This is a genomic window from Micromonospora sp. NPDC002389, from assembly GCF_040296095.1.
Classification (GTDB): Bacteria; Actinomycetota; Actinomycetes; order Mycobacteriales; family Micromonosporaceae; genus Micromonospora.
On record NZ_JBEOWP010000005.1, the window covers coordinates 132309 to 153387 of the forward strand.

At 73.0% G+C, this 21079-nt stretch carries 16 protein-coding genes and 1 pseudogene; 11 read left to right on the top strand and 6 right to left on the bottom strand.

The genetic code is table 11. From position 1 onward, the window contains the following. Positions 1 to 146: 146 nt before the first annotated feature. Both ABT008_RS11725 and upp read right to left on the bottom strand, forming a co-directional pair. On the bottom strand, positions 147 to 821 hold the full coding sequence (locus ABT008_RS11725) for a GOLPH3/VPS74 family protein (protein WP_350695800.1): 675 nt from the start codon (positions 819 to 821) through the stop codon (positions 147 to 149). A 91-nt stretch (positions 822 to 912) separates the two neighbouring features. Next, positions 913 to 1545 (bottom strand): uracil phosphoribosyltransferase, encoded by a 633-nt coding sequence (gene upp, locus ABT008_RS11730; RefSeq protein ID WP_350695801.1) that lies wholly within the window; start codon positions 1543 to 1545, stop codon positions 913 to 915. Positions 1546 to 1678: 133 nt separating this feature from the next. Between upp and deoC the strand changes: the two genes are divergently transcribed. From deoC to ABT008_RS11780, 10 genes and pseudogenes are all read left to right on the top strand, one after another. Further along, entirely contained in the window at positions 1679 to 2638 is a 960-nt protein-coding gene (gene deoC / locus ABT008_RS11735) for a deoxyribose-phosphate aldolase (protein ID WP_350695803.1), read from the top strand. 5 nt (positions 2639 to 2643) lie between these two features. Then, entirely contained in the window at positions 2644 to 4074 is a 1431-nt protein-coding gene (locus ABT008_RS11740; protein WP_350695804.1) for an aldehyde dehydrogenase family protein, read from the top strand. Next, positions 4067 to 4891, top strand: a complete 825-nt coding sequence (locus ABT008_RS11745; protein ID WP_350695806.1) for an aldehyde dehydrogenase family protein — start codon at positions 4067 to 4069, stop codon at positions 4889 to 4891. The genes ABT008_RS11740 and ABT008_RS11745 overlap by 8 nt, the downstream gene beginning before the upstream one ends. Before the next feature lie 904 nt (positions 4892 to 5795). Continuing rightward, positions 5796 to 6278, top strand: a complete 483-nt coding sequence (locus tag ABT008_RS11750) for a BlaI/MecI/CopY family transcriptional regulator (protein WP_350695807.1) — start codon at positions 5796 to 5798, stop codon at positions 6276 to 6278. Between the two features lie 40 nt (positions 6279 to 6318). Continuing rightward, positions 6319 to 7194 carry a M56 family metallopeptidase gene (locus ABT008_RS11755; RefSeq protein WP_502890415.1) on the top strand — a complete coding sequence of 292 codons (876 nt, stop codon included), beginning with the start codon at positions 6319 to 6321 and terminating at the stop codon, positions 7192 to 7194. A gap of 127 nt (positions 7195 to 7321) precedes the next feature. Further along, entirely contained in the window at positions 7322 to 8992 is a 1671-nt protein-coding gene (gene cydD / locus ABT008_RS11760; RefSeq protein WP_350695811.1) for a thiol reductant ABC exporter subunit CydD, read from the top strand. After that, positions 8989 to 10842 (top strand): thiol reductant ABC exporter subunit CydC, encoded by a 1854-nt coding sequence (gene cydC / locus ABT008_RS11765; protein WP_350695812.1) that lies wholly within the window; start codon positions 8989 to 8991, stop codon positions 10840 to 10842. The genes cydD and cydC overlap by 4 nt, the downstream gene beginning before the upstream one ends. 383 nt (positions 10843 to 11225) lie before the next feature. Next, positions 11226 to 12071: pseudogene (locus ABT008_RS11770) on the top strand (SatS C-terminal domain-containing protein); the annotation flags it as partial. 40 nt (positions 12072 to 12111) lie between these two features. After that, on the top strand, positions 12112 to 14484 hold the full coding sequence (locus ABT008_RS11775; RefSeq protein ID WP_350695815.1) for a transposase: 2373 nt from the start codon (positions 12112 to 12114) through the stop codon (positions 14482 to 14484). A 130-nt stretch (positions 14485 to 14614) separates the two neighbouring features. Then, the gene (locus tag ABT008_RS11780; RefSeq protein WP_350695816.1) at positions 14615 to 15226 is read left to right on the top strand and encodes a type 1 periplasmic-binding domain-containing protein; all 612 of its coding nucleotides are present in this window, start codon (positions 14615 to 14617) and stop codon (positions 15224 to 15226) included. Between the two features lie 74 nt (positions 15227 to 15300). Here ABT008_RS11780 and ABT008_RS11785 read toward each other — a convergent pair whose 3' ends face one another. From ABT008_RS11785 to ABT008_RS11800, 4 genes are all read right to left on the bottom strand, one after another. After that, positions 15301 to 15894, bottom strand: a complete 594-nt coding sequence (locus ABT008_RS11785) for a GTP-binding protein (RefSeq protein WP_117228677.1) — start codon at positions 15892 to 15894, stop codon at positions 15301 to 15303. A gap of 1 nt (position 15895) precedes the next feature. Then, positions 15896 to 16273, bottom strand: coding sequence for a DUF742 domain-containing protein (locus ABT008_RS11790; protein WP_091416218.1), 378 nt, complete (start codon positions 16271 to 16273; stop codon positions 15896 to 15898). 100 nt (positions 16274 to 16373) lie between these two features. Next, entirely contained in the window at positions 16374 to 16778 is a 405-nt protein-coding gene (locus tag ABT008_RS11795) for a roadblock/LC7 domain-containing protein (RefSeq protein WP_131057168.1), read from the bottom strand. Continuing rightward, positions 16775 to 20245: a sensor histidine kinase gene (locus ABT008_RS11800; protein WP_350695817.1), complete on the bottom strand. Its 3471-nt coding sequence runs from the start codon at positions 20243 to 20245 to the stop codon at positions 16775 to 16777. Before ABT008_RS11800 ends, ABT008_RS11795 begins: the two co-directional genes overlap by 4 nt. A 194-nt stretch (positions 20246 to 20439) precedes the next feature. Between ABT008_RS11800 and ABT008_RS11805 the strand changes: the two genes are divergently transcribed. After that, entirely contained in the window at positions 20440 to 21048 is a 609-nt protein-coding gene (locus tag ABT008_RS11805; RefSeq protein WP_350695819.1) for a uridine kinase family protein, read from the top strand. Positions 21049 to 21079: the final 31 nt, after the last annotated feature.

Consider the following 21079-nt stretch of genomic DNA (forward strand, 5'->3'; position numbering starts at 1 on the left):
AGGTGAGCGAATAAGCACAATTCACGAACCGCAACTCCATGATCGGCGAACGCACGGCACGACCGACGAACGCACGGCACGACCGACGAACGCACGGCACGACCGACGAGCGCACGGCAGGACCGGCGAGCGAGGGGACGGCTGCGTCAGCGACGGGGGCCGAGAGCGGCCTGGACGGCGCGGCCGAGGGCGGCGACCACCAGGCCGACCGAGGGACGGACCACGGAGCTTTCCAGGCTCACCTCGCCGGAGAAGCCCGCACCACTGGCGATCTCCTCCAACCGGCGGCGGGCCTCGGTGGCGTCCTCGCCGGTGACTCCCAGCGCCGATTCCATCCGGAGTACGGCGACCAGCGTCGCCAGGGCGGCGGTCCGCTCGTCGGGAGCGTCGCCGGTCAGCGCGGCGGCGAGCCGTTGGCGGGTCTCCGCCTCCACCGAGGGGTCCAGCACCGGGTAGCGGTGCACGTGGATGAAGCCCAACTCCGTCTCGTCGACGTCCCGGACCACCCCGTGCGCGCACAGGTCACCGAGGACCTTGTCGCGCAGGCCGTGCCGCAGCCGCTGCACCCAGGACGACGGGCTGTGCGGGGTGTCCGCCGCGATCCGGGCCAGGACGTCGTCGGTGACCGGCTCGCCCGTCGGTGTCGCGTCGACCACCGTCAGGGCGCCCTCGGCGTACGCGATCCGGCCCGCCAGGGCCAGCTCGATCAACACTGCGGCGGCCATGCCCAGGTCGAGGCTGATCCGGGGCATGGTCGCCTTGCCGGACTCGTCGTCGTACGCCAGCAGGAGCAGTTCCTCGGCGAGCGGAACACCAGTCATGGCCCGAGACGGTAGCCGCTCGACGCCACCGCCCGCAGGACAAACCCGCCGCCTGCGGCGACCCGCCCGGGCCGCACTCGACGCGGACGGATCAGAATCGGGGCATGCCGCCGAACTGGCGGTCCCCGGCGTCACCGAGACCCGGCACGATGAACTTGCTGTCGTTGAGACCCTCGTCGATCGACGCGGTGACCAGACGCAGCGGCAGACCGGACCGCTCCAGCCGGGCGATGCCGGCCGGTGCGGCGAGTACGCAGAGCACCGTGATGTCGGTGCAGCCGCGCTCGGCCAGCAGCCGGCAGCAGTGCTCCAGCGAGCCACCGGTGGCCAGCATCGGGTCGAGGACCAGCACCGGCAGGCCGCTCAGGTCGCGGGGCAGCGACTCCATGTAGGCGCGCGGTTCGAAGGTCTCCTCGTCCCGGGCCAGCCCGACGAAGCCCATCGACGACTCCGGCAGCAGCCCCAACGCGGCGTCGGCCATGCCGAGACCGGCACGCAGCACGGGCACCAGCAGCGGCGGGTTGGCCAGCCGGGTGCCCTCGGTGCCGGTGACCGGGGTCTGCACCGGGTACCGCTCGATCGGGAAGGAGCGCGCCGCCTCGTACACCAGCATGGTGGTGAGTTCGTGCAGCGCCGCCCGGAACGAGGCGGAGTCGGTCCGTTCGTCCCGCATGGCGGTCAGCCGGGACTGGGCGAGCGGATGGTCAATGACGAGTACGTCCACGATCGCTCAACCTACCCGCCCCGGCCCCGGACGCGCGGGCCCCGGCCCGGAGCAGCGACGTCGCTCACCCGACCCGCCCCGTCCGCCGTCATGATCAAGATCGGGTGGCTCCCGCCTGCGTAGACTTCGGCGCATGACGGCGACAGCGACGTCGGCCCGGTCGGACCTCTCCGAGCTGGGACGATCCGAGACCGCTCTGCGGACCTTCCTGCACGGCCTACCGGGCGTGGACCAGGTCGGCGCAGAGCAGCGGGCAGCCCAACTCGGCACCCGCTCCATCAAGACCACCGCCAAGGCACAGGCGATCGACCTCGCGATCCGAATGGTCGACCTCACCACGCTGGAAGGCGCGGACACCCCCGGCAAGGTACGCGCGCTCGCCGCCAAGGCGCTGCGCCCCGACCCGGCCGACCCATCCTGCCCACACGTCGGCGCGGTCTGCGTCTATCCCGCGATGGTCCCGTACGTGGCCGAGGTGCTGCGCGGCTCCAACGTGCACCTGGCCAGCGTGGCGACCTCGTTCCCGTCCGGTCAGGCACCGCTTGCGATCAAGCTGGCCGACACCCGGGCCGCCGTGGAGGCGGGCGCCGACGAGATCGACATGGTGATCAACCGGGGCGCGTTCCTGGCCGGTCGCTACGCCGAGGTGTACGACGAGATCGTGGCGACCAAGGAAGCCTGCGGGGACGCCCACCTCAAGGTGATCCTGGAGACCGGCGAACTGGCCACCTACGACAACGTACGCCGGGCCTCCTGGCTGGCGATGCTGGCCGGCGGCGACTTCATCAAGACCTCCACCGGCAAGGTCCCAATCGCGGCCACCCTGCCGGTGACGCTGGTCATGCTGGAGGCGGTCCGCGACTTCCGGGCCGCCACCGGTCGGCAGGTCGGCGTGAAGCCGGCCGGCGGCATCAAGACCACCAAGGACGCCGTCAAGTACCTGGTCATGGTCAACGAGACCGTCGGGCCGGACTGGCTGGACCCGGACTGGTTCCGCTTCGGCGCGTCCAGCCTCCTCAACGACCTGCTCATGCAGCGCACCAAGCTGACGACCGGTGTCTACGCCGGCCCCGACTACTTCACCCTGGACTGAACGCGATGTTCGAATACGCACCCGCCCCCGAGTCGCGCTCGGTGGTGGACATCAAGGGCTCGTACGGCCTGTTCATCGACGGCACCTTCGTCGACCCGGCCGACGGCGGCAGCTTCAAATCGATCAGCCCCTCCTCGGAGGAGGTGCTCGCCGAGATCGCCGAGGGCGGCAGCCAGGACGTGGACCGCGCGGTCCGGGCCGCCCGGAAGGCGTACGAGAAGGTCTGGGGTCCGATGCCGGGCCGCGACCGGGCCAAGTACCTGTTCCGGATCGCCCGCCTCATCCAGGAACGCTCGCGTGAGCTGGCCGTGCTGGAGTCGCTGGACAACGGCAAGCCGATCAAGGAGTCGCGCGACGTCGACCTGCCGCTGGTCGCCGCGCACTTCTTCTACTACGCCGGCTGGGCGGACAAGCTGGAGCACGCCGGATTCGGCGCGAACCCGCGACCGCTCGGAGTGGCGGCGCAGGTCATCCCGTGGAACTTCCCGCTGCTCATGCTGGCCTGGAAGATCGCCCCGGCGCTCGCCGCCGGCAACACGGTGGTACTCAAGCCCGCCGAGACCACCCCCTTGACCGCGCTGCTCTTCGCCGAGATCTGCCAGCAGGCCGACCTGCCGGCCGGTGTGGTCAACATCGTCACCGGTGCCGGGGAGACCGGCCGGGCCCTGGTCGAACACGACGGCGTCGACAAGGTCGCATTCACCGGCTCCACCGACGTCGGCCGGGCCATCGCCCGCGCCGTCGCCGGCAGCCGCAAGAAGCTCACCCTGGAACTCGGCGGCAAGGCCGCCAACATCGTCTTCGACGACGCCCCCGTCGACCAGGCGGTCGAGGGCATCGTCAACGGCATCTTCTTCAACCAGGGACACGTCTGCTGCGCCGGATCCCGGCTGCTGGTCCAGGAGTCCGTCGCCGAGCAGGTGCTGGAATCGCTCAAGCGCCGGATGGCACTGCTGCGCGTCGGTGACCCGCTGGACAAGAACACCGACGTCGGTGCCATCAACTCCGCCGCCCAGCTCGCCCGGATCCACGAGCTGACCGAGGCCGGCGCCGCCGAGGGCGCGCAGCGCTGGTCACCGCCGTGCGAACTCCCGGACCGCGGCTTCTGGTTCGCGCCGACCATCTTCACCGGCGTCACCCAGGCCCACCGGATCGCCCGCGAGGAGATCTTCGGCCCGGTGCTGTCCGTGCTGACCTTCCGCACCCCGGCCGAGGCCGTGGAGAAGGCCAACAACACGCCGTACGGGCTCAGCGCCGGAATCTGGACCGAGAAGGGTTCCCGCATCCTGTGGATGGCCGACCGGCTGCGCGCCGGAGTCGTCTGGGCCAACACGTTCAACAAGTTCGACCCCACCTCGCCGTTCGGCGGCTACAAGGAGTCGGGCTACGGTCGCGAGGGCGGCCGGCACGGGCTGGAGGCGTACCTCAATGTCTGAGCGGGTCGCGGTACGCAAGACGTACAAGCTCTTCATCGGCGGGAAGTTCCCGCGTAGCGAGTCGGGACGGTCGTATCTCGTGCAGGACTCCAACGTGTCGCTGGCCTCCCGCAAGGACGCCCGGGACGCCGTGGTCGCCGCCCGCGCCGCCGTGAAGGGCTGGGCCGGGGCGACCGCGTACAACCGGGGTCAGATCCTCTACCGCGTCGCCGAGATGCTGGAGGGCCGCCGCGACCAGTTCATCGGTCTCGGCGTACCCGCCGACGAGGTCGACGCCGCCACCGACCGCTGGGTCTGGTACGCGGGCTGGTCCGACAAGCTGCCGCAGGTGTACGGCGGTGCCAACCCGGTCGCCGGGCCCTACTTCAACCTCTCCGCACCCGAGCCGACCGGCGTGGTCGCCGTGGTGGCCCCGGAGAGCCCGGCCCTGCTCGGCCTGGTCAGCGTGATCGCCCCGGCGATCGTCACCGGCAACACCGTCGTGGTGGCCGCCAGCCCGGCCGCGCCACTGGCCGCGATCACCCTGGCCGAGGTGCTCGCCACCTCCGACCTGCCCGGCGGCGTCGTCAACATCCTCACCGGGCGGCTGCCGGAGACCGTACCCACGCTGGCCGCGCACATGGACGTCAACGCCATCGACCTGACCGGGGTCACCGACGCGGACCTGGCGGTCGACCTGGAGATCAAGGCCGCGGAGAACCTGAAGCGGGTGCTCCGTCCGGTGGGCTCCGGGCACGACTGGTCCGCTGATCCGGGGCTCGGGCGGATGACGGCGTTGCTGGAGACTAAGACTGTGTGGCATCCCAAGGGGGTGTGATTCCTCTTCTCGCTGTTTTTGTCTCTCGCTGCTCTTTTCGGTTTCTCGCTGTGGGGGTTTCCGGGGGGAGCCCACCCGCTCCGGGCGGTCAGGCTTGATCCCTGCGCGGGTGGGCTCCCCCCGGAAACCTTTCGTGGACGCGGTCCGAGGGTCGGTGGCGGCTTTCGGGTGCCGCCTTTCGCTGAGTCACGGGTCAGCGGGGCGAGTGGCGGGTGTTCTCGGGCACGCCTCGTGCACGCCTGGCGCGCCCTCGCGCCCGCCTGGCTGGCACACGTCGCCTCGCCTGGCACACGTCGCCTCGCCTGGCGCACGTCGCGCTCGCTTGGCGCACGTCGCCTCGCCTGGCGCACGTCGTGCTCGCTTGGCATCGCGGGTGGGCGGTCAAGATCTGCGCAACTTCTTGGATGTTGCTGTGTCGGGGTGGTCGGGAGGCAGCAGTTTCCAGGAAGTTGTGCCGACGCCGAACGCGGACCCGGACGAATGAGCCGGACGCCGGGCGCGTGAGCCGAACGCGGGGCACGGACCCGACGGCCGACACGGGACGTGGACGCCGGACCCGGAGCCGGAGCGGGAGCCGGAGCGGGAGCCGGAGCCGGACGCCAGACACGTAAGCCGAACGACCGACGCGGGGTGTGAACGGCCGACGCGGGGTGCGGACGCCCGACGCGGGTGCGGACGCCCGACGCAGGTGTGGACGCCCGACGCAGGTGTGGACGACCGACGCAGGGTGTGAACGGCCGACGCGGGGGCGGACGCCGGGACGCGGGGGCGCGGGGGCGGACGCCGGGACGCGGGGGCGCGGGGGCGGACGCCGGGACGCGGGGACGCGGGGGCGGACGCCGGGACGTGGGGGTGGGGGTGGTGCGGGCACTGGGGGGTCTACTACGGGGGGTAGGATTTAGGGGTGACTCGGCTGGGGGATCTTGAGCGTGCGGTGATGGATGTGCTGTGGGACACGGTTCCCGCCACGTCCGGTGGGGTGACGGTGCGCGAGGTCGCCGATGCGCTGGCCGGGCGCGAGTTGGCCTACACGACGGTGATGACGGTGCTGGACCGGCTCGCCGGCAAGGGCATGGTGCAGCGCGAGCGGGAAGGGCGGGCCTGGCGGTACCAGGCTGCCGCCAGCCGTGAGGCGTACATCGCCCAGATCATGCTCGACGCCCTGGACCTGGGTGGCAGCCGCGACGCGGCGCTGGTCCGATTCGCCCGGTCGGTGACCGGCACCGAGGCGGACGTGCTGCGGGCCGCGCTCTCCGCCGAGGCCGGGATGGCATCGGGTACGCCGGACGGGCCGGGTGACGGCGCGGCGCTGACCGATCGCGTGGAGGCACCCGCACCGGATCGGGCGACCCGGCCGGGTCGGGCCGACGAGACCGCGGAGCGGTAGGGGCGACGACGTGGCGCAGACCGTGCACTTCGCCGCCGCGATGTTGGCCTGCTGGCTGATCGCGCAGGTGCTCAGCCGCTCGACGTGGACGTGGCGTACCCCTCGGGTCGCGATCCTGTGCTGGCAGGCGGTCGGCCTGGCCGCCGGGCTGTCCGCGATGGGCCTGCCGATCGCGATCGGGCTGGCCGCGTACGACCGGGGCACCGGCAGCGCGCTGCTGGCGCTCGCGAACGACCTGTGGCACAGCACGCTTCCGGTGGGCGTCGGCCCGGTGCACCTGGGGCTGGTCGGCATCGGTCTCGGCATCGGCGCGGTGCTGCTGACCACGACGGTACGCAGCATCCACGGCACGGTACGCGCGCAGCGTCGGCACCGGGACCTGCTGGCGTTGGTGGCCCGGCGGGACCCCACCGTGCCCGGGGCGCTGGTGCTGGACCATCCGAGCGCGGCGGCGTACTGCCTGCCGGGGGTGAAGCCCCGGGTGGTGGTCAGTGCCGGCACGCTGAGTCTGCTCGACCGGGCCGAGTTGGCGGCGGTGCTGACGCACGAGCGGGCGCACGCCGAGGAGCGGCACGACCTGGTGCTGCTGCCGTTCACCGCGCTGTGCCGGGCGTTGCCCTGGCTGCGCTGGGTGCACGAGGCGCACGAGCGGGTGTCGCTGCTGGTCGAGATGCGCGCCGACGACAAGGCCCGGGAACTGCACGCGGAGGCCCCGCTGGCCGGTGCGCTGCGGCGGTTCGCCGCCGCCGGCAACCGGATCACGCCGGCCGGCACGCTCGGTCTGGGCGACCGGGACCTGGACGTACGCGTGCAGCGGCTGATGGTCGCGGAGCGCCCGGCCCGACTGATCGGTGCCGCCGCGCTGACCGTGACCACCACCGTGGCCGCCCTGCCCATCTCGCTGTTCCTGAGCTGACGACCGACGTGGTGGCCCGCGTACCGGCTCCGCGCCCGTCGGCGCTCGTCGCGGCCCTACTAGGCTGCCAGGCGATGTGCTGGCGGATTCTCCGGGGACGGACCGACGGTAGGGCACCGGTGCGCTGGTGAACCGCCGCCCCTTCGACCCGCGGCTGCTGCGCCGGGTCCCCGCGGCCCGACGCGACCTCACCCTGCTCGCGGCGCTCGGGGTGCTCGCCGCCGGGCTGGTCGTAGCGCAGGCCACCGCCCTGGCGGCACTGTTGGCGACCGCGTTCACCGGGCGGCTGGACCGCGTCGCGCTGGCCGGTCTGGTGGTCGCCGTCGCGGCCCGCGCGCTGGTGGTGTGGGCGCAGGGCGCGGTCTCGGCGCGGGCGGCGGCCACGGTGAAGGCGGCGCTACGGGCCGACCTGCTGGGCGCGGTCGCCCGACACGGACCGGGCTGGGTCGCCGGCCAGCGGGCCGGACAGTTGGCCACCCTGGCGGGTCGTGGGCTGGACGCGCTCGACGCCTACTTCACCGGTTACCTGCCGCAGCTCGTGCTGAGCGTCACGGTGCCGGTGGCGGTGCTCGGGCGGGTCCTCTTCGCCGACTGGAGTTCGGCGGTGATCATCGCGTTGACGCTGCCGCTCATCCCGATCTTCGGGGCACTGCTCGGCTGGCAGGCCCAGGCCGCCACCGAACGGCAGTGGCGGCGGCTGTCCCGGCTCGGCGGGCACTTCCTGGACATGGTGGCCGGGCTGCCCACGCTGCGGGCGTTCGGGCGGGCGCGGGCGCAGACCGACGCGGTGCGGCGGATGGCCGACGGACACCGGGTCGCCACCATGCAGACCCTGCGCATCGCCTTCCTCTCCGCCCTGGTGCTGGAGCTGGTGGCCACCCTGTCGGTGGCGCTGGTCGCGGTCCCGGTCGGTCTCCGTCTGCTCGACGGCGGGCTGGTGCTCCAGACCGCGCTGCTGGTGCTGCTGCTCACCCCGGAGGCGTACCTGCCGTTGCGGGCCGCCGGCAGCCGGTTCCACGCCAGCATGGAGGGGCTCACCGCGCTGGACGAGGCGCTCACGCTCTCCGGTTCCGCCCCGACGCCCGCGCACCGGACGGGTGCGTCGCCCGACGGGCGCGGCGAGATCCGGTTCGAGGCGGTGACCGTCGCGTACGAGCGCACCACCGCGCTGCGGGACGTCACGCTGACCATCCGGCCGGGCGAGCGGGTGGCGATCATCGGTCCGAGCGGTGCAGGCAAGAGCACGCTGCTCGGCCTGCTGCTCGGTTTCGTCGCACCGACCTCCGGGCGGGTCACGGTCGGCGGTGTCGACCTGGCCGACGCCGACGTCGACGGATGGCGTCGACAGGTGGCCTGGGTGCCGCAGCGGGCCCACCTGTTCGCCGCGTCGCTGGCCGACAACATCCGCCTCGGCAGCGCCGACGCCGCATCGGAGGCGGTCGACAGCGCGGTGCGCGACGCGGCGCTGGACGAGGTGGTCGAGTCCCTACCCGACGGGCTGGACACCCGGCTCGGCGAGCGCGGGCACGGCCTGTCCAGCGGTCAGCGGCAGCGGGTGGCGCTGGCCCGGGCGTTCCTGCGGGACGCGCCGGTGGTGCTGCTCGACGAACCGACCGCGCGCCTGGACGCCGCCGCCGAGGCGGTGGTGCTGTCGGCCACCCGTCGGCTGGTGACCGGGCGGACCGCGCTGCTGGTCGCGCACCGGCCGGCGCTGCTGGAGGACGCGGACCGCATCCTGCGCGTCGAGGACGGCCGGGTCACCGAGTTGACGCCACAGGCGGCCGGGGAGGCCCGATGAGCACCACCCGGGCCACCACGACCGGTCGCGTCGACTCCGCACCCGAGGCGGCCGTACTCCGGCTGGCCCGGCCGTACCTGCGGCGGCTGGTCGGTGCGGGACTGCTCGCGGCGGCCACCGAGTTCGCCGCCCTCGCACTGATGGCCACCGCCACCTGGCTGTTGATGACCGCTGCCGGTCAGCCGGAGCTGGACCGACTCACCGTGGCGATCGTCGCGGTACGGGCGCTCGCGGTGAGCCGGGGTGTCCTGCGCTACACCGAACGGCTGGCCGGGCACGACGCGGTGCTCCGGCTCGTCACCGACGTCCGGGCCCGGGTGTTCGCCACCCTCGCCGCCCGACGGGGTGCCCCGCCGCGCAGCGGGGACGCGCTCAGTCGCCTGGTCTCCGATGTGGAGGCGGTGCAGGACCTGCTGCTGCGGGTACTCGTCCCGGCTGCCGCCGCCGCGACGGTGAGCCTGGTGGCCGTCGGCCTGACCGCCCTGGTCTCGCCCCCGGCCGCGCTGGCCCTCGCCGTCGGCCTGCTGGTCGCCGGGGTGGGTCTGCCGCTGCTGGCCACCGCGCTGACCCGGCGGGCCGCCGCCGAGATGGCGCCGTTGCGCGGTGCGCTCGCCGCCGACGCGGTCGACCTGACCCACGGCGCGGCCGACCTGGCCGCCTTCGGCGCCACCGCCGGTGCGCTCGACGCCGCCGGTGGGCGGGCGCGTCGACTCGCCCGGCTGGAGCGGCGGCTCGCCGCGCTCGGCTTCGCCGTCGACGGCCTCGGGGTGCTGGTGGCCGGGCTGACCGCCGGTGCCGTGGTGGTCGTGGCACTGCGGGCCGACGTGTCCGGCGCGCTGATCGGAGTGCTGGCGGTCGGCACGTTGGCCGCGGTGGAGATCGCTCTCGCGCTGGTCGGCGCCGCCCGGCAGTGGACCGGCCTGCGGTCCGGACTCGCCCGGGTGGCCCCGCTGCTGACGTCGGCCGACGACCGCTCCGACACACCGGTCCCGTCGCTCCGCGACACCGATGGGGCCGACACGTCGGCCACGCCGCGCCCGGACGCCGCCGGTGAGCGGCCCGCGCCGGATGGCGAGGTCCCCCGAGTACGGTTCGACGAGGTCACCGTCCGTTACCGGGCCGGGGCGCCCGCCGCGCTCGACCGGTTCGACCTCGACCTGCCGCCCGGTCGTCGGGTCGCGGTGGTGGGCCCGAGCGGGGCCGGCAAGAGCACCCTCGCCGCCGTGCTGACCGGTGCGGTACGCCCGGACTCCGGTCGGGTGCGCCTGGACGGGCGGGACGTGTCGGCGTACCCGCCGGAGGACCTGCCGAGGGCGGTCGGCGGACTGCTCGCCGAGGCGTACGTGTTCCACGCCACCGTCCGGGACAACCTGCTCCTCGGTCGCCCCGACGCCGACGAGGCCGCGCTGGCCGCCGCCACCGAGGCCGCTGGCCTGGCGGACTGGGTACGGGCGCAGCCGGAGGGCTGGGACACCGTGGTCGGCGAGGAGGGCGGGCAGCTCTCCGGTGGTCAACGGCAGCGGTTGGCGCTGGCCCGCGCGCTGCTCGCCGCACCGGGGGTGCTGGTGCTGGACGAGCCGACCGAGGGTCTCGACCCGGTCGCCGCCGACGAGGTGCTCGCCTCGACCCTGGCCGCTACGCCGGCCGGGCACTCGGTGCTTTTGATCACGCATCGACTCACCGGGCTCGACGGGCTCGACGAGGTGCTGGTGCTCGACGCCGGTCGGGTGATCCAGCGGGGACCGCACGCGGATCTGGTCGACACCGACGGCTGGTACCGCGACCAGTGGGTGGTGCAGCAGGCTGCCGAGCACGGTTACCTCGCGCTCTCCGGCCGGCACCGGCCCTGACCTGTACGGCGCGTCGCCGGTGCCGGACCGCCCGGCACCGACCGGCCAGGCGGGCGGCGGTGGCGCGTCGCACCGGTTGTCGCTGCCGCCACCGGGGTGCGGGCACCGATTACCCAGAGCAGCCCACTAGGGTATGTGCCCAGAGTCACTCATCGACATCGAGTCGGTGAGTGGGCAGCCCGACGCACACGGAGGTCACCGTGGCCCGCCAGTCGCCCCAACGGCCGGACGCCGACGAGCCCGAGCTCGATGACACCACCGGCCCCGCCAAGCCGGACGCCACCGAGCCGGAGGCCGTCGCCGAGCCGGACCCCGCCGAGCGGGAGGCCGACGACGAGTCGTCGGACGTCGAGGAGGCGGACAGCGCGTCGGCCCAGGCGTCCCGCGCGCTCTGGGACGAGCTGCGGATCGACCCGATCGAGGTCGCTCTGCCCGCCGGCACCGGCTTCACCCTGCGGGCCTACCGGCCGGCCCGTGACCTGACCCCCACCGACGTGGCCGAGCGCGACGCCGACGACCCGTTCCTGGCGCGCCGGCAGGTCGTCGAGACCGAGGACGAGGACGACGAGGACGTCGTCATCCTCGACGAGGACGTCGCCCGTGAGTTCGCCGAGAGCGACGAGGACGAGAAGCGGGACACCGACGAGGACCCGAACAAGACCGCCTCGGGCAAGACCGCCTCGAAGAAGGACGACGACACCGCCGACGAGGACGACGAGAAGGCGGAGGACGACGCCGGCGACGAGGAAGTGCCGGTCTTCCTGAGTCACCGGGGACGGCTGCTGCTGTTCAAGACCCCGGAATCCCTGGTCAGCTTCGTCCGTTCCGGTGCGCCGAACGATCTGTCCCAGCTGGACAGCTGGAATGAATTGTCCGAACGGGTGGAACCGGCGGACATCGCCCCGCTCGACGAAGACGTGTACGAGCTCGACCTGGTAGTGGAGAACCTCCGGGGCGGCCACGACGCGTGGGACGCGACGCTGCTCATCGAGGCGGGCGAGGTCGCTCGCGACCTGTCGTACGCGCTGCGCCTGCCCGCCGTGCTCGACATGCTCTCCAGCGGTTCCAGCCTCGACGACCTGGACGAGGCGCTACGTGCCTCTGTCAAGGGCGGGATCGGTGGATTCCTCGGTCGACGTAAGCTGAAGAAAATTGGGGCACAAACCGCAAGTCTGGGTTGGCGGACCATTGTCGGAAAGATCTCTGCGGTCGTGGACTGGCGCGACTGAGGCGCACCAGGGAGCATCAGTCTCTGGCAGAGAAAACCTTGTGTCCCGGGAGGAGGACGACGCCGTGGCGCTCGTGCGCGTGTACTGCGGTCTGGCCTCGGCGGATCCGGCCGGCCGACCGGTCTCGGCCGGTTCGACGCTGACGTCCGCTGTGGTCGACGACGCAGGCCGTCTGCTGCATGTCTGCGAGGTGAGCGACGACCCGGCGGGTTACGCCCTGCTGGTCACGCTGCTCGTGGAGCGCTCAGGCGGGCCGAGCGGTGCGGCGATAGCCGCCGACAGCGACGATCACACCGTCACCTCGCTGCTCAGCGCCGCCGGTCGTCCGCTGGCGATCGCCGACGACGACTCGGTCGACGACTTCGCCGAGCGGTTCGCCGACGACGACTCCCTGGAGGAGATGCAGGCGCCGCCGGCCGTACGGCGGGCCGTCGGGTTGGCCCGCGCCCTCCAGGCGGGCGCCCTGTCCGCAGTGACCCTGCCGGCTCCCCGGGACCTCGCCGGCTACAAGCAGGTGCTCGCGGCGCACGCCGCCCTGGCCACCGGCCGGCACTCCGCCGCGGTCGCGCTGCGCGAGGTGCTGCGCGAGCTCTACCCGGCCGCGTTGCGCGCCTACCCGGATCCGGCCGACTCGATCCCGCTGGCGGTGCTGGACGCCCTGCCCGAGCCGGGCATGCTCACCGACGCCGCAGGGCGCGGTCGCGACGCGGCGGTCACCGCCGACGCCGTCACCGCACAGCTCGCGGCGGAGGGCGCGGGCGAGGCGGAGGCGATCGACGAGGCGGTCACCGCGCTGCGGGTGGCGATCTCCGAGACGCCGCGCCGGTCCACGGTCAACCGGGCCCTCACCTCCGCCGCCGCCGAGACGATCCGGCAGGCGGTCGCCTCGGTCCGGGCCTGCGACGCGGGTTGCGAGGCGCTGGTCGGCGCCCTGCACGCCCGCACCGCGACCCCCGCGCCGGCCGCCGGTCGTCGGGCCGCCGCCCGGCGTGGCGAGCCGGTGGGTGAACTGGCCTCCACCCCCACCGCCACCGCCGCCGCACCTGCTCCGGCTCCCGCCCCCGGCCTGCGCCCGGTCCGCCCCACCGGCCCCGAGCCGGCCGGCGGTGGCCGCCGCGCCCGGCCCGAGCCACAGCCCGGCAGCGGTCCCGCGTCGCCGCGTCCGCTCGGCCCGCCGCCGATGGCCCCGGCACCGCTCGCGCCGCCGCCCGTCGCACCCACGCCGCTGACCCCGGCCGCGATGGCCGGCCCGCCCGTCTCCGCGCCGCCCACGCACGCCGAGTCCGCCCCGTCGCGGATCGACGGTCCGACCAACCGTCCGATCTCGACGCCGCCCCCGCCGCCGCCCGGCATCACGCCGATCGCGCCCACGCAGCGTGGGACGGTGCCGCCCGCCGAGGCGGGTGAGCCGTTCCGGCCGACGCTCACCACCGCGGCGATCAACAGCGCGCGGGCCGAGCGGCAGCGCACGATCATCCCGCCCCGCCCGAAGACCAACGGCGAACCGCCGACCGGCGGATTCAGCGCCACCGACCTCAGCGTTCCGGTGCCGGCGCCCCGGCCCGATCAGGAGCCGGCGGCACCCCCGGGATCGCGGGCCAACTGGCCGCTGGTGAACAACCCGGAGAACCCGGCGGACACCTCGCCGCTCAACCCGGTGGTCAGCTCCTACGACGACCGCAAGCGGCACGAGGCCCCGGCGCCCCCCGCCGACCTCGGTGCCGAGCGTCGGGTGACCCCGCCGTGGCTCGCCGACGACCTGCCGCCGGAGCCGCCGGTGCTGCGACTGGTCGAGCCTCCGCCGCTGGCCGACCGTGCCCTGCGCAACTCCGCCGAGTCGGCCCAGGAGAACCCGCCGCTGCGGCTGGTCGACCGGGGTGAACCGGCACGTGGCGGCCGGCCGGTGGAGCGGTTGGACCTCACCCCGCCGACCCGTCGTGCGGAGCCGCCGGTGGAGCACCGGCCGCCGCCGGTCCCCGACGAGGGCGACGGCGACCTGCTGATCTTCGCTCAGGCCAGGTCCGCCTGGTTCGTCGGACACGGCGAGAGCGCCGACCTGGACTGGTCCAGCCTGGCCGACACCGGGTGGGAGGCCGCCGAACAGGCCGCCCGTCCGGCGGTGGGTGACGCGACCGGGGCCGGGTTGCCCAAGCGGGTGCCCCAGGCCAACCTGGTGCCCGGCTCACCGCTGCGCGAGGAGCGTCCGCTGCGCATCGTCCGGGACGCGGCCAGCCTCGCCGAGAACACCACCGGCTACTTCCGCGGCTGGCGTCGCGGGCAGGAGATCGGCGGTTTCGCGGTCGGCGGCCGACCGGGCCGGGAGTCCGCCGGTGGTTGGGACTTCACCCGGGACACCGGCGAGCGCGACGACGACCGGGAGTACGAGTACCGTTCCGCCGGCTACCGGTCCTGACGCCCGCCATACCCCCGCTCACCTGCGTGTTCCTACCCACACCCGGATAGTTTGACGTCGGGTCGACGGGGCCGGGAGCATACCGGCGGAACAGCCGGCGGCAGGTCGCCGGGCGGGGGGAAGGCGACTCATGGCGACACCGGCAACCAGTCGATCCGTGCTCACCCGACGGGGAATACTCGCCGCGACGGCGAGCACTCTGCTGCTCAGCGCCTGCGGACGGGACCGGGAGCGACGCAACGCCGTCACCCGGCCGACCCCGGGTCAGGAACTGGTCGTCGGGGCGACGCTGGAGCTGAGCGGGTCGGGTGCGGCCCTCGGAGTGGCCCAGCAGCGGGCCCTGACGATCAGCGCGGCCACCCTCAACGACAAGGGCGTGCAGGTCGGCAACCTCCGCCGGACCGTACGCCTGGAGCTGCGCGACAACCGCAGCGATCCTCGCCTCGCCGCCGAGCAGGCCGCCGGGCGCGCGTACCGTGACCTGGTCTCGCGGTACATCCGCGAGCACGGCGCCTACAACGGTTTCGCCCCGTACGCCTCGGACGCCCTGCTGCTGATCACCACGGCGGCCCGGCTGGCCTCCAGCGTGGACCGGGGGCGACTCCGGGCGTACCTGCAGAACCAGGTGACCGACGGGATGGCGGGCATGTACTCGTTCACGCCCATCCGACACAGCGGCATGGAGCGTCACTCGCTCGGCGTCTACCGGGTCGACGCCGGTGCCTGGAACCGTCTGAGCTGAGCCGGCGGCCGGGTCACGGACAGCATTGCGCGCCCGGTGTCGTCCTGGTCGACACCGGGCGCGGCAACCGATCGTCAGGCGGGTGCGACGGCCCGGGTACGGCGCATCGTGAGCACGTACTCGACCAGCGAGATCAGCACGTGCTTCGTCGACTCGCGGTTCCGGGCGTCACAGGCCACCACCGGTACGTCGCTGGAGATCGCGAGCGCTTCCCGGACGTCCTGCGGATCGTGGTACTGCATGCCGTCGAAGCAGTTGATGGCCACCAGGTACGGCAGCCGCCGGTGCTCGAAGAAGTCGATCGCCGCGAAGCAGTCCGCCAGCCGGCGGGTGTCCACCAGCACGACCGCGCCGATCGCGCCCCGGACCAGTTCATCCCACATGAACCAGAAACGGGTCTGACCCGGCGTACCGAAGAGGTACAGGATCAGGTCACGATCGATCGAGATACGGCCGAAGTCCATGGCCACCGTGGTCGTCGTCTTACCCGGCACCTGCCGGGTGTCGTCGACGCCGACACCGGCGGACGTCATGATGGCCTCGGTGGTCAGCGGCGTGATCTCCGAGACCGAGCCGACCAGCGTCGTCTTGCCGACGCCAAATCCACCGGCGATAACGATCTTCGCCGACGTCACTCGCCCGCTCGGGGTCGGCGGACGGTGCGACATGTCAGAGCCTGCGAAGTCCACTCAGCACCCTCTCCAGCAATTCAGTGCCCACCGCGTCGTCCGAGTCGTCCAGGATGGTCGGCTCGTGGACCGCGACCAGGCCGTCCGTCGCCATGTCGGCGATGAGCACCCGGGCCACGCCGAGCGGAAGTTGCATGCGCGCCGCGATCTCGGCGAGCGACTGCACACGTCCGTCACACAGCGCGGCGATGTACTGGTGCTCTCGGCCTTGCCCGCCGTTGCCTGTGGCAACGGCCCGACCGCGCACCGTGGTCTCGACCAGCGCCTCCAGGGCGATGTCGAGGCGAGGACGGGTACGACCGCGGGTCACGGCGTATGGACGGACCAAAGCGCCGGTCGGCTCGTCACGATCGGCCATGTCGCCGCTCACCTCCTTCGTACCCGGCACCGGCTCTCGCCGGCGCTACTCCTCGTGTGTAGTGTTCGCGCCTCGCCCGCCCCACCGGCTGGCGCGACGATCAGCCCATCATCCCGACGGCGGTACGTGGCGCCGGGGTCAGCGCATCGCCCACCCGGTCCACGAGCAGGGCCATCTCGTACCCGACCTGTCCCACGTCGCTGGCACGCGCGGCGAGGACCGCGAACGACGAGCCGTCGGAGATCGACATCAGGAACAAGAAGCCATTGTCCATCTCGACCACGGTCTGCAGCACCGCCCCTCCCTCGAAACAGCGGGCCGCACCCTGGGTCAGGCTGACCAGGCCGGAGGCGATCGCCGCCAGCTGGTCCGCCCGGTCCCGCGGAAGGTCTCGTGACGACGCCAGGAGCAGGCCGTCCGCGGAGACGGCGACCGCGTGCGCGACACCGGGTACACGATCGGCGAAGTTGGCCAGCAGCCAACCGAGATCCTGCGTACTAGTCATCCTTCTTGCTCCTTCTGCCCGCTCCCGGCCACCGGGCCTGAGCCAGACTGCGAGGATTGCTGCCCGCCCGAAGTTCCCTCCGGGCCGGTCGGGTTGCTGTCCGACGGGTGGTTACGTCCCCGCTGGACACCCCGGTGGTAGGCGGAGAGCAGACCGCGCACCGACTCGGGGTTGCGTTTCTGCACCGTAGCCGCCGGCTTCTCCACCGCACCCGGCACGAGCTGGGCCATCGGCGTACGCTTCGGCAGCCCGGTCTGCGTGGTGGCGGTGGCGGCCGGTGCCTGGCTGGCCGCGCTGGCGGCCCGCCAACCGTCGTCGGCCGCGGTCTGCCACACACTATCCTGCGGCGCGGGCCGGTACGAGGGCCTGTTCTCGCCACCGCCGCCGGGACGGAACCCACCGTTCGCGCCGTTCCCGCCGGGCGCGCCTGCGGCCGTCGGGGTCTCTGCCATCGGTGCGTTACCTGTCGTCGCGCTCGGGGTCTGCGGTGCGGGCCGACCCGTGGTGTCGATCGCGGTGATCTGCTGGGTCGTGGCGCCGTTGGCCGCCGGCTGGCGGGCACCGGCCGACTCCTCCGGCCCCGGACGACGGGTGCGGAACCACGCGGACTCCAGCTCCCGGAAGATCGGCAGCTCCATCGTCTCATCCGCGTACCGCTGCCGGTTCTGTGCCTGCGGCGGCGTCGGCGTGGTCGGCTGGGGCTGCGGCGCCGAGGCGGGCCAGGCGGACGGGGTCTGCTGCGGCGCCGGGCGCGACACCCGGGGCAGCTCGGTGGTCATGTCCAGCGCGGCGGCCAGCCGCTCGGGCACCGCCGGGGCGGCCGTCTCCCCGGCCACCGGCGGCCAGGCCGGCGGTGCCGAGGGCTGCTGGTAACCGGTGCCCGGCGACACGGGCCGCTGCGGCAACCCGCCGGGCGCACCCGAGACCGGGGAGCCCGAGACCGGCGCGCCGGAGACCGGCGGCGCGGAGTACGGCGTACCCGAGACCGGCGGCGACGAGATCGGCGGCACCGGCGGGGCGGACACCGCGGGCGGCGTGTAGGGAGCCGCCTCCGGGCTGCTCGGGAGCTGACGCGGGATGGTCGGCTGCTGCCCCGGGTTCGACTCGTCGGTGTGGCGGCGCTGCGGCAGCGGGTCGTGCGACGACCCGTTGGACGTACGCGACGCGAAGTTGTTGCCGCCGGGGACGCCGCTGGCACCGGTCAGGTCCGACCAGGCGGGCAGGTTGCCGGCACCGGCCATGGAGCCCGGCGTACCGGCACCGTTGCGGCTGGCCGGGTCGAAGGGTCGACCACCCAGGGTCACCTGGTTGCCGGAGCCACCGGGACGCTGGGCGGGAGCCGCCGGCAGGCCCGGACCGTTGCCGTTGTTGCCCATCGGCGGCATGCCGCCGAACGCGGGGGCCGGGCCGGGCGGCGGGCCGGCGGGAGGCAGCGCGGCGGGCTGCTGCCCACGGCCGGACAGCCCACGCGGCACGAGCACGGTCGGCGGCAGCGTGACGTCGGCGACGGTGCCCCGGTCGTTGCCGGGACGCAGCTCCACGCGGACGCTGTGCCGGGACGCCAGCCGGGCGACCACGACCAGGCCCATCATCCGGGAGACCGCGACGTCCACCTGAGGCGGCGTGGCGAGGCGCTCGTTGAGATCGGTCAGCTGCTCCGCGCTGATACCGATGCCCCGGTCCTCGACGTACAGCGAGGCGCGGTCACCGACCCGACGGGCCTCCACCAGCACCTGGGAGTCCGGCGGGGAGAAGGCGGTCGCGTTGTCGAACAGCTCGGCGACCAGGTGAACCAGGTCGTTGACGGCGTGCGCGGCGACCTCGATGTCCCGGTCGATGACGCCGAACTCGATCCGGGTGTAGTGCTCGACCTCGGACTGGGCGGCCCGCAGCACGTCGATCAGCGCAGCCGGCTCGCGCTGCACACGGGTCGAGTCCGCGCCGGCGAGCACCAGGAGGTTCTCGTCGTTACGGCGCATCCGGGTGGCCAGGTGGTCGAGCTGGAACAGCTCGGCCAGGCGGTCCGGGTCCTCCTCGCCGCGCTCGAGCCGGTCGAGGTGACCGATCAGCCGGTCGACCAGGATCTGGGAACGGCGGGCGAGGTTGACGAACATGGTCGCGACGGACGCCCGCAGGGCGGCCTGCTCGGCGGCGGTCCGGACCGCCTCCAGGTGGACGGCGTTGAACGCCTCGGTCACCTGCCCGAACTCGTCCTTGCTGCGGACCGGCAGCGGCTCGGCGATCTGGTTGGCCAACTGCATCGGTGAGAGCTGGCCGGTGACCTGCGGGTCACGCAGCCGGGCCACCGCCTGGGGCAGGCCGTACTGGGCGATGGAGAGCGCGCCCTGCCGGAGCTCCCGCAGCGAGCGGGCCATCGAGCGGGCCACCAGGAACGCCAGGAAGATGGCGAACAGCAGCGTGGTCAGCAGCAGGCCGGTCTCCAGGAACACCTGCCGCTGCACGTCGGAGCGGAGGTTGGCGGCCTCGGCGGCGACGTCCGAGTCGAACTTGGACTCCACCGACCGGATCAGATTCCCGTTGGCGACCAGCGCCGCGTCCCACTCCTCCGGCGTGAAGGAGAGGCCGGCGAGATTCGTCGAAGCGTCGGCGTTGACCTGGCTGATGTAGATCGTCGCCTGCCGCCGGTCACCACCACCGATGGTCTGGGCGTGGAACTCCGCCTCGGACTCGGTGGCTACCGCGTTGAAGCTCTGCTGTGCCTGCTGCTGGCCGGTCTCGCTGGAGATGTAGTCGGTGCGCAGGGTCGCGCTCATGCCGCCCTGGATCAGGGCGCGGTGCACGACCACCCGGCGGACGGAGAGCCACTCCTTCTCCCGCGCGACGGCGGCCGAGGCTCGCATCCGGTCGCTCAGGTCGTTGTCACCGGCGAGCTGGCTGGCCGAGTCCCGCACGGAGAGCAGCTGGTTGATCAGCTCGTCGTAGGACTGGAGCGTGTCGGTGATCTTGAACTTCCCGTTAATCACCTGGCTCCGGGTGCCGGGCAGGTCGCCGAGTCGCTCGTCGATCTGCGTCAGCAGCTCCTGGAGGCTGGGCGGCAGGTCGGTCAGGTCGGAGCGCTGCGACGAGTAGGGATCCGTGGCCCGGTCCACAGCGCCGGAGACCTCGCTGTAGAGCGCGGAGGCCTTCTTCTTCTCCTCCGACTCGGCCTGCCCGGCCGACTGCGGCTCCAGGCCGAGAAGCAGAACGGCAGCCGTCCGCTCGTCCTGCAGACCGTCCACCAGCGAACCGGAGTGCCCGATGAGTTCGGCGAGGTCGCCGGCCCGGTTGGCGTCGCTGAGCGAGTCCAGGTGGTCGACCAGACCACTGGTGCCCACGACGACCGTGGCGATGGTCGGCACGATCATGATGAGACCGAGCTTGGACCAGATCGGCATGTCGCGGAGCCGACCGACCGGTCGACCCATACGCGACAGGAAGGAGCCTGCCGTCTTCGGTCGTTTGCTCACGTCACCGCCCTCGTGATTGCAGCGTCCGCGTTGTCTTGCGGACAACGCCCAGCAGCCGACCCGGCGGGTCGGACCATCCGAGATTCCATCACGCCTCTGGGGAAAGAGAAAGCCCAGGTTGGCCCCAGCCAAAGGTGTGATGAGATGTTGACGCAATTTGATCGCGGTCCGTCTGTTCGGAGTCACTGAAGGTAATGGAACCCCCGCACCGAGTTGTCCTGCTCGCTGGCCCATCCGGCTCTGGAAAGTCATACATAGCGCGACAAACCGGGCTGCCAGTGCTCTGTTTGGACGATTTCTACAAGAATGGCGATGACCCATCGTTACCGCGCCGGGATGGCCAGATCGACTGGGAGTCGCCCGCTTCCTGGGACGCCGAAACGGCCGTTGAAGTCATAACCCGACTGGCGAGGCACGGTCGGGCAGACGTCCCCGTGTACGCCATCAATGAGGACCGGCGGGTGGCCACTCGGCCGTTCGAGCTGGCCGATTCGCCACTTTTCGTGGCCGAAGGGATCTTCGCTGCGGAGATCGTCGAGGAATGCCGACTTCGGGGCCTGGTCGCCGGGGCGTACGCGCTGCGCCGGCCACGCGGGGCGACCTTCCTCCGTCGGCTGGCCCGCGACCTGGCCGAGCAGCGCAAGGGTCCCCGGGTACTGCTGCGGCGGGGCGTGACGCTGTTGCGGGCCGAGCCGGCAGTGCTGCGCCGCCAGACCGGGCTGGGTGCCGAGGCCGCCCGGGCCCGGGAGATCCTGCGTCAGGTCGCCGGTCTGCACCGCCCCGGTCAACCACCGGCCCGGTGAACCACCGCCCCGGTGAACCGGCGTCGGGCGC